Raw genomic sequence first — 10461 nt, 5'->3', positions numbered from 1 at the left:
GTGCGCGCGCGGCTCTCGGTCTGCGTGCCGAACGAGCCCTCGTGCTCGGGGCTGAAGCAGACGACCTCGCACCGGCCGACCGACGTGCGCTCCCGTCCGAGCCCGAGCTCGGCGAGGTCATCGAGGCCGTGCGGGGCGCCCGGGTCGTCGCCGAGGGCGGGCCCGAACGACGGCGAGCGGTTCTCGAAGACGGCGACGTCGTAGAGGTCGGGCACCTCGGAGGGGTTGTCCGGGGTCTGCGGAGCGAGCGGGTCGCGGTTCGCGGGCGGCAGGAAGACGCGGTTCTGGCGCGCGGCGGCGATCGAGACCCAGTCGCCCGTGAGCACGTCCTGCCGCATCCGCGCCGTCTCGGGACGGGGGTCGAGCGTGCGCGCGTCGATCCGGCGCTCCGGCCCGAGAATCGTGTCGGCGTCGTCGAAGTAGAGGAGCTCGCGCCCGTCGGCGAGCCGCGTCGCGCGCTTCACGATGCCGGTCACCCTGCTTACGGTACTGAAATCTATCTTTCGGAATCGAAAGGATGTCGCCGCGCGGACGAAGGCGCCGCACGGCGTCCTAGGCTGCTTGTCGTGAACCGAAACGACGCCGCCGGAAAGCACCTCGTCCTCGACGCCGACGGCGTCCGTGTCGAGGTGGGCACGGTCGCCGCCGTGCTCCGCGGAGTGACCGTGGGCGGCATCCCGATCACCGAGCCGTACGACGGCACGACGCCACCGCCGTTCGGCAACGGCATCATCCTCGCGCCGTGGCCCAACCGCGTGCGCGACGGCCGCTGGACGCACGACGGCGAAGAGCAGCAGCTCGACATCACCGAGGTGGCCCGCGACAACGCGCTGCACGGCCTGCTGCGCACCGCCGACTACGAGGTGCGCGAGCAGACGGAGTCGTCGGTGACGCTCGGCGCGTTCCTCCCGCCGCAGCACGGCTGGCCGTTCACGCTCGACACCTGGGTGCGCTACGAGGTGCGCCCCGACGGCATCACCGTCACCCACGGCGTCACCAACCTCGGCGAGAGCCGGGCGCCGTGGGCCGTCGGATCGCATCCGTTCCTCCGCGTCGGCGATGCCCCGGTGGAAGACCTCGTGCTCACCGTGGCCGCGGCCACCTACTTCGACGTCGACGATCGGCTCAACCCGATCGCCGAACGCCCGGTCGACGGCACCCGCTTCGATGTGCGGCAGGGGCTGCGGGTCGGTGACCTCGACTACGACACGGCGTTCGGCGGCGTGACCCATCGCGACGGCGCGAGCGCCTGGCTCACCGCGCCCGACGGCTCGACCGTCGAGCTCGTGCAAGACGTCGATTGGGGCTACGTCCAGGTCTTCACGACGCCGATCTTCCCGCGCGACGGGGTGAAGGGCCTCGCGATCGCGGTCGAGCCGATGACCGCTCCGCCGGATGCGCTCAACTCCGGCCAGGGGCTGCAGTGGATCGAGCCCGGCGCCTCGTCGGAAGGCTCGTGGGGGCTGCGCTACACGCCCGGAACGTCCTGATGACGGGCGGCTCGGAGAACGCCCGACGCCGCCGCTGGCGCCGTTACCTCGCCGACGAGCGGGCGGAGGGCGCCCTCTACCGGGAGCTCGCCGAGCGCTACACGGGCGAGGAGCGCGACATCCTCCTGGGCCTCGCCGACGCCGAACAGCGTCACGAGCAGCACTGGGTGGCGCTCCTCGGGGCGGAGGCTCGCGAACCCGGGCCCGCGAGCCTCGGCAGCCGCCTGCTCATCCTCATGGCGCGGCGCTTCGGCTCGCTCTTCGTGCTCGCGCTCGCCCAGCGGGCTGAGGGACGCTCGCCCTACGACGGCGACGCCGACGCAACGGAGGCCATGGCGGCCGACGAGCGCATCCACGGCGAGGTGCTGCGTGGACTCGCCGCGCGCGGTCGGCGCAAGCTCGCGGGCGGCCTCCGCGCCGCCGTGTTCGGCATCAACGACGGACTCGTCTCCAACCTCGCCCTCGTGCTCGGCGTCGGTGCGACCGGACTGCCGCCGCAGGCCGTGCTCATCACGGGAGTCGCCGGACTCCTGGCCGGCTCGCTCTCGATGGGCGCGGGGGAGTACATCTCGGTGCGGTCCCAGCGCGAACTGCTGGAGGCATCCCGACCCGACCCCGAGTCGCAGCACGCGCTGCCGCACCTCGACGTCGACGCGAACGAGCTCGCGCTCGTCTACCGCGCGCGCGGGATGGAGCCGGAGGAGGCGCGTCGGCACGCGCAGGAGGTGCTCGCGACTCTGCACCTCGACGACGCGGGAGTCGTGGTCGACCCGACGCCCGATGACCACGACGGCATCGGTTCGGCGTGGGCGGCGGCGGTGTCGAGCTTCCTGTTCTTCGCCTCGGGAGCGTTCATCCCGGTCATCCCGTACCTCGCGGGCGCGACCGGGTTCGGCGCCGTCGCGATCGCGTCGGCGTCGGTCGGGGCGGCGCTGCTCGCGACGGGTGCGATCGTCGGGCTGCTGTCGGGCGGCTCGCTCCTGCGTCGAGCACTGCGGCAACTCGCGATCGGCCTCGGCGCCGCCGCCGTCACCTACCTGCTCGGGCTGCTCTTCGGCACGACCGTCTGAGTCCGCGGCCGCTCACCAGATGGTGCCTGCGCCGAGCGGGATCAGCAGCAGCATGAAGCCACCGAGGCACAACCCGACGATCGACATCGCCTGACCGACGCGGACCTGACCGAAACGCACGAGCCCGACGATGCCGAAGATCACAGCGAGCAACGCGGGGATGCCGCCGAAGAAGAATCCGATGAAGAACGGAATCGGTGTGATGACGAAGCCGACGATGCCGAGCACGAGCGAGGCCGTGGCTGCGTTGTTACTGGGGCGGCCGTAGCCCGGCTGGACGTATCCGGGCTGGATGTAGCCGGTCGGGGTCGACCCGGGTGGACCGTAGATCGGCTGTGGCGGGGCGGGCGGATGGAAGTGCTCGGTCCAGGCGCCCCCGTCCCACCACCGCATCCGACCGGTCGTGGGGTCGTTGTACCACCCGGCGGGAACCCCGGGGGTCGACGGCGTCGGGTCAGGGGGCGCGGGAAGGTCGCTCACGGTCCCGAGGCTAGCGGTCGCCACGGACCGGTCAGTAGCCCCAGCCCGGGCTCACGGGGCGGCCCGCCAGGGCGTCTTCGATGCGCGCCGTCACCGCGAGCAGTTCGGCGTCGGTGAGGGTGCGGAGCGGGTTGCCGCGCAGCCGCATCGGCACGAGCGAAAGTGGAGCTGTCTGCTCGCCGGCCTCGACCTCGAGCACGAGTGCGTCGACCTCGCGCAGGCCGATGATCGTGCGGCCGATCGGTCCGAGGGTGACCGCGGCGGCCGGGATGTGCCCGTGCGGTCGCGAAGGGGACGCGACGACGTGCACTCCGGCGGAGTCGACGGCGACCGTCGCGTAACCGGACGGCCGGAGGTGCAGCGCGGGCTCGGCGAACCGCTCGGCGAGCCAGCGCGTGGCGACCGACGTCGCCGTTCCGACGGCGATCGGGATGAGGACCGCGTCGGGGTAGGCGGTGGCGGCGACCCGCATGCGCGACCGGATGCGGAGGGCGAACGCCCCGAGGATGACGGCCGTGAGAGCGAGGGCCGCCACGAGGCCGAGGAGGAACGGACGCGCGCCGCCCTCGGGGAGCGTCACGACTCGCAGGCCGAGCGCGAGCAGCCCGAGCAGCGCGCCGAGCACCGACAGCCAGAAGTAGGGTGGCCGCGTCGGCGAGGGCGTGCGCGGGTCGGCCACCCTCAGCCCGTGGTCTTGGCGAACAGCAGGGGGAGGTAGCGCGTGAGCTGGTCATCCTCGTCGCCCGTGCCGCGCAGGGTGAGGGTGCGGCCCTCGGCGAGTGTCACGTTGACGGCGATCGGCTGCTCGGGGTCGAAGCGCGCGTCGCCGTCGAGCACATCCTGGGTCGCGGTGATGCGGATCGACGCGATGTCGAGCGGAAGCACATCGACGATGAGCGCGCCCTCCTTGAACGACGCGTCCACCACGGCACTCTCGAGGAAGACGGTCACGCGCGCCCAGTCGTCGTCGAACTCGGCGGAGACGTACTGCGGCTCGTGCCCATTCTGCGCGAGGGAGACCCGCGAGACGAGCTGTCCGAGCAGCTCGCGGTTCTCGTCGAAGACCTTTCCGCTCCCCCAGCCCTCGCGCACCTCCGCGATGCGGGCGTTGAGTCGGCTGGCGGCGCTGCGGCGTTCTTCGTAGGACACGAGATCAGGTTACTCAGCCGGGCGGGACGTCTCCTCGTGTTGACGCATGAGGGTAGTCCGCCAATCACGCGCCCGCCTCTCGGAGGTGACGCGCGCGTGGCAGTTGCGACAGCGCACGTCGCAGCGTGCGATTTCCGACTCGATGCGTGTGATGGAGTGCCCGTTGCGCACCAATCGCATGACATCCGCGGTCTTGCCCGAGCCTGGTCGGTGGTCGAAGTCCAAGACGCGAGGGTCGCGTTCTCCGCAATCGACACACGGATGGCTCAGAAGGTGGAGCCCGACATACGCGAGAGCGCGTCTCCGCGCCTCGATGGTGCGAGCACGGATCGTCCGCAGGTGGCGGTCGCGGTTCTCCGCGTAGTACCGCCGCGCCCGCTCGCGGTTGCAGTCGCGGCAGACGTTCTGCCGGCCATCGCGCGAGGCCCGCTTGCGGTTGAAGTCGTGGGGAGTCAGTTGCCGACGACAGGTGACACATCGCTTCACGCGGTCAAAGTACGCTTGACCACAGTCAGCCCCCGTAGCTCAGTTGGCAGAGCAGACGCCTTTTAAGCGCCGGGTCGTGGGATCGAGACCCACCGGGGGCACCGAGCGGCGGTCATCGTCATGGCCGCGGGGGTGAGCGGTGACCGTCAGCGTCGCGGAGGGCGTCGCTCAACGTCGACGACAACCGGGATGCCGACTCGAGCGACAGCGAGAACCCCGTCCAGCCGTCGCCGAGGTAGACCCACACGGCGACCTCGTCGTGGCGGCGGGAGACCTCCACGAGCAGCTCCCCGGAACGCGGGGGCTCACCACCGCGGCCCTCCAGGACGATCGCGACGTCGCGCGTGGCTCCGCGGTGGCGCACGACGTCGCGCTCGTCTTCGGCGTCGTGGTCGGCGACGCACCACGGAGGGCACTGGCGTCTCATCGTCCTCGCTCTCGGTTCCGGTGTCGGCACGCTAGACGACGTGTCGGACACCGCCCCCGCCCCGGGGGAGGCACGTGCGGCGCACGGGCGGGGGAGGAGCCCTCGCGGGGGCAACCGGGGGCGACGCACGGTGGATCGGACCGGGAGACGCCGCCCCCGGAGCCAGGGGCAGGACCCGCCCACAACGGCGGATCGACTGAATGCTACTCATCAGTATGTAGACTTTCAAGTAGCGGTCGGGAACGTTACGAGATGTGGAAGGTGACTTGCAGCACATCGTCGGCCGCAACATCCGACGCCTGCGCCGGGAGCGCGGCCTGAGCCAAGAGGAACTCGCCGACGAGATCGGCGTGCACCGCACCTTCATGGGCGGTGTCGAGCGCGGGGAGCGAAACCTGACCCTGCAGACGCTCGAGCGGCTCGCGCAGCGACTCGGCGTCGACCCGGTGAGCCTGCTGAAGGAGCCCGACCGCGCGTAGCGTGGGGGAGTGGTCGAGAACTTCCGAAAGCCGGCACTCTTCGAGGGGCATCAGTTCGAGGCCTTCGCCGGCTCACAGGACCCCGCCGCGGTGATGCGTGCCGCGCACGAGACCGCGCGCGTGCTGCTCACCCGCGCACGCGAGGCCGCCGACCCCGAGGTCGTCGAGAGGCTCGTGCACTACACCGACGAGCACGGCATCGACGCACTCGCCGAGCTGTGGGCGCGTTCCGGGCCGCACACCCTCCCGGGGGCGCTCTGGCGGCTCTATCTCGTCCGACTGCTCATCCAGCAGGATCCGGCGGGCGTGAGCCTGCTGTTCCAGCGCGGCACCGAGGTGCTGCCGACGATCGACCCGCTCGTCGCGGGCGCACCGACCCCCGCCGGGCCGGAGGAGATGACGGAGCTGGCCGACCGCATCCTGCGCGGGGTGTTCGACGGCGACTTCGCCCTCGCACTCGACCGCGCGGCCGCCTTCTGCCGGGTCACCGCGGCGGGCGCGTCGGATGTCGCGGACGACCAGGAGAGTGCCGATCCCGACCGCGCCTCGGAGCTCACCCGGCGGGCGTTGCGTCTCACGACGACGGCCGACGAGCTCGCCGTCTGCGCGCGTCTGGCGCACGACGGCGCTCTCGAGTAGCCCGAGCTAAGCTGTTCCGGCCGGGCCGCAGTAAACCCCGGGCTCCAATATCCGCCGCTTCGAGCGGCCTTGCGCCGAGAGGCGTTTCTGCGGCTCGGTTCCCCTCTTCCGTCGTCCTGTTGGCGGTCGTGCGCATGCGAAGAACCCCACGCGGGCCGTGTGCCGCGTGGGGTCCTCCAAGGGAGCGGGTGTTACTCGGCCGGCATGAGCACCGTGTCGATGAGGTACACGGTCGCGTTGGCGGTGTGGACGCCACCGCAGATGACGTTGGCGTCGTTCACCATGAGCGCGTCACCCGAGCCGGTCACCTCGACGGTGCCGCCCTGCACGGTGGTCTGCGTGCCGGCGATGTCGCTCGGCAGGATCTGACCGGGCACGACGTGGTAGGTCAGGATGCTCGACAGCAGTCCGGCGTTCTCCGGCAGCTTGAGCGCCTCGATGGTCGCGGCGTCGATCTTGGCGAACGCCTCGTCGACCGGCGCGAACACCGTGAACTCTGAGCCGTTGAGCGTGTCGACGAGATCGACGTCGGCGTTGAGCTGACCCGACACGGCGGCGACGAGCGTCGTCAGCAGCGGGTTGTTGCTCGCCGCGACGGCGACCGGGTCCTGCGACATGCCGACGATCGACCCGCCGCCGTCCGGCACGGCCTCCGCGTAGGCGGCGCAGCCCGAGCCCACGAGGTCGTCGAACGCCGGGTCCATCGCCTCCGCGCTCGGAGTGTTCATCGGTTCTTCTTCGGTGGTGGTGTCCATCGGCGCACAGGCGGCGAGGCCGAGGCCGACCGCCGCGACGAGTGCGAGGCCGGTGATTCGTGACGTGATTCGCATGATCTTCCCTTCGTGGTGAAGGGGCCCAGATCCCCCACGGCCGCCCCCATGGCGATCGCTTGACGGGGGTTCGGAGCCCCCCGTCGTGGGGGATGGGTCGAAGAGCCGAACCCGTCGATCCGGGGGTCGGGTCCGAACCACCGCCATGTCCATCACCCTCGTACTCATCGGGCTTCTGGGAGGCCTCGTGACCGGAATCTCGCCGTGCATCCTGCCCGTGCTCCCGGTCGTCTTCCTGTCCGGCGGCGCCGCGAGCGCCCGTACGGGGGAGGGGGCCGCGAAGAAACCGTCGCGCTGGCGACCGTTCCTCGTCATCGCCGGTCTCGCGCTGAGCTTCAGCGTCGTCACCCTCGTCGCATCGCTGCTGCTCTCGCTGCTCGGCCTGCCGCAGGACGTGCTGCGCTGGGCCGGCATCGTCGTGCTGACCATCATCGGCCTCGGGCTGATCATCCCGAGGTTCCAGCACCTGCTCGAGCTTCCCTTCTCGAAGGTGCCGCAGAAGTACATCAGCCCCGACCGCAACGGCTTCCTGCTCGGGCTGGCCCTCGGCGCCGTCTTCGTGCCGTGCGCCGGGCCCGTGCTCGCCGCGATCACCGTCGCCGGCTCGACCGGCAGGATCGGACTCGACACCGTCGTGCTCACGGCGTCGTTCGCGATCGGCACCTCGATCCCGCTGCTCATCTTCGCGCTCGCGGGCCGCGGGGTCGCGGAGCGGATCAAGACGTTCCGCCGCCGCCAGGCGCTCATCCGCACGATCGGCGGCGTGACGATGCTCGCGCTCGCCATCGGCCTCGTCTTCAACCTGCCGGCCTTGCTGCAGCGACTCATCCCCGACTACACGGGCGGCATCCAGCAGCAGCTCGCGGAGTCCGACGAGGTGCAGGATGCCCTCGACCTCGGTGGTCTCGTGAACGACGAGAACCGAGAACTCGACCAGTGCAGCAACGGCGGGGAACAGCTCGAGAGCTGCGGCACCGCGCCGAGCATCAAGGGCATCACGGCGTGGCTGAACACGCCCGGCGGGGAGGCGATCGACCTCGCCGACCTGCGCGGGCAGGTCGTGCTCGTCGACTTCTGGACCTACGCGTGCATCAACTGCCAGCGCTCGCTCCCGCACGTCACCGCCTGGGACGAGGCCTATCGCGACGCCGGACTGCGGGTCATCGGCATCCACTCGCCCGAGTACGCCTTCGAGAAGGAGCAGCGCAACGTCGAGCAGGGGATCGCCAACTTCGGCATCGAGTACCCCGTCGCGATGGACAACTCGCTGTCGACCTGGACCAACTACCGCAACCGCTACTGGCCGGCCGCGTATCTGATCGATGCCGAGGGGGTCGTGCGTCACATCAAGTTCGGCGAGGGCGGCTATGAGACGACCGAGCGGCTCATCCGCGAGCTGCTGGTCGCGGCCGACCCCGACGTCGACCTGCCCGAGCCCACGACGGTCATCGACGAGACGCCGGATGTCGGCGCCACCACGCCCGAGAGCTACCTGGGCCTCGGCAAGGAGGTCAACTTCGGCGGCGACGAGGACTACGCGAGCGGGGCGAACGTCTACGCCTACCCGCGTGAGCTCGAACGCGACACGTTCGCCCTCGAGGGCGACTGGACGCTCGACTTCCAGGGCGCCACGCCGACCGCGGGGGAGGCCGGCGTACGCCTCGCCTACACGGCCACGCAGGAGGTGCGCGTGGTGCTCGGAGGCTCGGGCACGGTCGAGGCGATCGTCGACGGGAAGCGCGTGACGCTCGAGGTCGACGGGTCGCCCGACTCCTACCGCCTGCTCACCACCGACGGGTCGCAGACGGGCGACATCGAGCTGCGGGTGCCCGCCGGCGTGACCGTCTACTCGTTCACGTTCGGATGATCGAGCGACTCCCGTATCTCGGGGCAAACCGGTGGCGCGGGAGCTCCGAATCACTCTTCGACCGGGGCGTGGCGGGCTTTCAGCCATCCCAGACGCCGCGCCCCGGTCGACCTACCCGGGACCACCCGGACCACCCGACCTACCCGACCACCCGAGACCGCGAGGAGGAGCCGTGAGCGCGATCGTGCTGAACCTCGCCGACGCCGACAGCCACCGGCGCGCTCCGCGGTCCGCGAAGACGACGGATGCGAGACTGATCCCCGTGCCGACGTCGGAATCCGTCGAGGACCTCTCGATCGAGAGCCTCCTCCGCGAGGTCGCCGACGGCAGCCGCGCCGCGTTCGCCGAGATGTACGACCGCATCTCGTCGCGCGTCATGGGTCTCGTCACCCGCCTCCTGCGCGACCGCGCGCAGTCGGAGGAGGTCACGCAGGAGGTCTTCCTCGAGATCTGGCAGTCGGCGTCGAAGTTCGACCAGAACCGCGGCAGCGGGATGGCGTGGGTGCTCACCATGGCCCACCGCCGGGCGGTGGACCGCATCCGGTCCGCGCAGAAGAGCCACGAGCGCGACATCAAGATCGGCATCCGCGACATGGAGCGCGAGTTCGACGGTGTCGCGGAGACCGTCGAGATCCGTCTCGAGAACGAACGGGTCAAGGTCGCGATGGCGCGACTGACTCCGCTTCAGCGCGAGGCCGTGATCCTCGCCTACTACGGCGGTTACAGCCACAGCGAGATGTCGCAGATCCTCGGCATCCCGCTCGGCACCGTGAAGACCCGACTGCGCGACGGCATGATCCGTCTGCGCGACGAACTGGGGGTGACCTCGTGAGCGACACCGCAGACGACCGCACGACCCGAGCGGCGTCGTACGCGCTCGGCGCGCTGACGGCCGCCGAACGACGCGAACTCGAGGGTGACCTGCGGCGCGACCGCCGACTCGCCGCCGAGGTGCGCGAGTTCACCGAGACGGCCGCCGTGCTCGGTCTCGCGGCGGCGCCCGTCGCGCCCGGAGACACGCTGCGCGCGAGCATCCTGGATGCCCTCGACACCACGCCGCAGCCGTCACGCGTCGTGCGGGGTCCCTGGGCCTCGCGGCCGGTCGCCGTGCTGCTCGGTGCGGCCGCGGCGGCGGTCATCGCCGTCGGGGGCACCGCGATCGCGCTCAACATCACGCGGGAGCCGTCGGTCGTCGAGCAGATCACCGCCGCCGCCGACTACGAGCGTGCCGTCGGCCGGGTCGAGGGCGGGGGCAGCGTCACCGCGGTCTGGTCGGCCGAGCTCGAGCGCGCCGCGATCCTCATCGACGACTTCGAGCCGCTCGCGTCCGACAGCGTCTACCAGGCGTGGCTCATCGACGACTCCGGTCATGCCGAGCCGGCCGGCACCTTCACCGCTCCGGAGCAGGGAACCCTCGCGGTCCCGCTCGTCGGCGACATGAAGGCGGGCGACACGATCGGCATCACGATCGAGCCGGCGGGCGGATCGACGACGCCGACGCTGCCGGTGCTCGTCACCATCTCGACGCTCTGAGCGTCACACAG

At 71.0% G+C, this 10461-nt stretch carries 12 protein-coding genes, 1 tRNA gene and 1 pseudogene; 8 read left to right on the top strand and 6 right to left on the bottom strand.

Annotation, left to right across the window (positions count from 1 at the left end; all coding sequences use genetic code 11):
* Nucleotides 1–476 (bottom strand): annotated as a pseudogene (locus ACO1X9_RS08840) (galactose-1-phosphate uridylyltransferase); the annotation flags it as partial.
* A 90-nt stretch (nucleotides 477–566) separates the two neighbouring features.
* Between ACO1X9_RS08840 and ACO1X9_RS08835 the strand changes: the two are divergent.
* Nucleotides 567–1490, top strand: coding sequence for an aldose 1-epimerase family protein (locus ACO1X9_RS08835; RefSeq protein WP_486350454.1), 924 nt, complete (start codon nucleotides 567–569; stop codon nucleotides 1488–1490).
* A complete protein-coding gene (locus ACO1X9_RS08830) occupies nucleotides 1490–2560 on the top strand; it encodes a VIT1/CCC1 transporter family protein (protein WP_486350453.1) in 1071 nt (356 codons plus the stop codon). The genes ACO1X9_RS08835 and ACO1X9_RS08830 overlap by 1 nt, the downstream gene beginning before the upstream one ends.
* 12 nt (nucleotides 2561–2572) lie before the next feature.
* Here the strand turns inward: ACO1X9_RS08830 and ACO1X9_RS08825 are convergent, their stop codons facing one another.
* The 3 genes from ACO1X9_RS08825 to ACO1X9_RS08815 are packed head-to-tail and all read right to left on the bottom strand — an operon-like array spanning nucleotide 2573 to nucleotide 4189.
* Nucleotides 2573–3040: a DUF2510 domain-containing protein gene (locus ACO1X9_RS08825; RefSeq protein ID WP_486350452.1), complete on the bottom strand. Its 468-nt coding sequence runs from the start codon at nucleotides 3038–3040 to the stop codon at nucleotides 2573–2575.
* Nucleotides 3041–3071: 31 nt separating this feature from the next.
* Nucleotides 3072–3719, bottom strand: a complete 648-nt coding sequence (locus tag ACO1X9_RS08820) for a hypothetical protein (RefSeq protein WP_486350451.1) — start codon at nucleotides 3717–3719, stop codon at nucleotides 3072–3074.
* A gap of 2 nt (nucleotides 3720–3721) precedes the next feature.
* On the bottom strand, nucleotides 3722–4189 hold the full coding sequence (locus ACO1X9_RS08815) for a hypothetical protein (protein WP_486350450.1): 468 nt from the start codon (nucleotides 4187–4189) through the stop codon (nucleotides 3722–3724).
* A 514-nt stretch (nucleotides 4190–4703) separates the two neighbouring features.
* On the opposite strand from ACO1X9_RS08815, the gene ACO1X9_RS08810 reads away from it, so the two are divergent.
* A tRNA-Lys gene (locus ACO1X9_RS08810) sits at nucleotides 4704–4776 on the top strand.
* A 17-nt stretch (nucleotides 4777–4793) separates the two neighbouring features.
* On the opposite strand, the gene ACO1X9_RS08805 is transcribed toward ACO1X9_RS08810, so the two are convergent.
* Complete coding sequence (locus ACO1X9_RS08805) at nucleotides 4794–5102, bottom strand: DUF6907 domain-containing protein (RefSeq protein WP_486350449.1); 309 nt, start codon at nucleotides 5100–5102, stop codon at nucleotides 4794–4796.
* 266 nt (nucleotides 5103–5368) lie between these two features.
* On the opposite strand from ACO1X9_RS08805, the gene ACO1X9_RS08800 reads away from it, so the two are divergent.
* Both ACO1X9_RS08800 and ACO1X9_RS08795 read left to right on the top strand, forming a co-directional pair.
* Nucleotides 5369–5581 carry a helix-turn-helix domain-containing protein gene (locus ACO1X9_RS08800; protein WP_486350448.1) on the top strand — a complete coding sequence of 71 codons (213 nt, stop codon included), beginning with the start codon at nucleotides 5369–5371 and terminating at the stop codon, nucleotides 5579–5581.
* A gap of 9 nt (nucleotides 5582–5590) precedes the next feature.
* Nucleotides 5591–6220, top strand: a complete 630-nt coding sequence (locus tag ACO1X9_RS08795) for a DNA-directed RNA polymerase subunit beta (protein ID WP_486350447.1) — start codon at nucleotides 5591–5593, stop codon at nucleotides 6218–6220.
* Between the two features lie 191 nt (nucleotides 6221–6411).
* Here ACO1X9_RS08795 and ACO1X9_RS08790 read toward each other — a convergent pair whose 3' ends face one another.
* Nucleotides 6412–7050, bottom strand: a complete 639-nt coding sequence (locus ACO1X9_RS08790; RefSeq protein ID WP_486350446.1) for a fasciclin domain-containing protein — start codon at nucleotides 7048–7050, stop codon at nucleotides 6412–6414.
* A gap of 145 nt (nucleotides 7051–7195) precedes the next feature.
* On the opposite strand from ACO1X9_RS08790, the gene ACO1X9_RS08785 reads away from it, so the two are divergent.
* From ACO1X9_RS08785 to ACO1X9_RS08775, 3 genes are all read left to right on the top strand, one after another.
* Nucleotides 7196–8917 (top strand): cytochrome c biogenesis protein DipZ, encoded by a 1722-nt coding sequence (locus tag ACO1X9_RS08785; protein ID WP_486350445.1) that lies wholly within the window; start codon nucleotides 7196–7198, stop codon nucleotides 8915–8917.
* A gap of 262 nt (nucleotides 8918–9179) precedes the next feature.
* Complete coding sequence (gene sigK, locus ACO1X9_RS08780) at nucleotides 9180–9749, top strand: ECF RNA polymerase sigma factor SigK (protein ID WP_486350456.1); 570 nt, start codon at nucleotides 9180–9182, stop codon at nucleotides 9747–9749.
* On the top strand, nucleotides 9746–10450 hold the full coding sequence (locus ACO1X9_RS08775; protein ID WP_486350444.1) for an anti-sigma factor: 705 nt from the start codon (nucleotides 9746–9748) through the stop codon (nucleotides 10448–10450). The genes sigK and ACO1X9_RS08775 overlap by 4 nt, the downstream gene beginning before the upstream one ends.
* Nucleotides 10451–10461: the final 11 nt, after the last annotated feature.

The organism is Pseudolysinimonas sp. (assembly GCF_057350545.1).
This window is presented reverse-complemented; position numbering and strand designations above follow the sequence as displayed.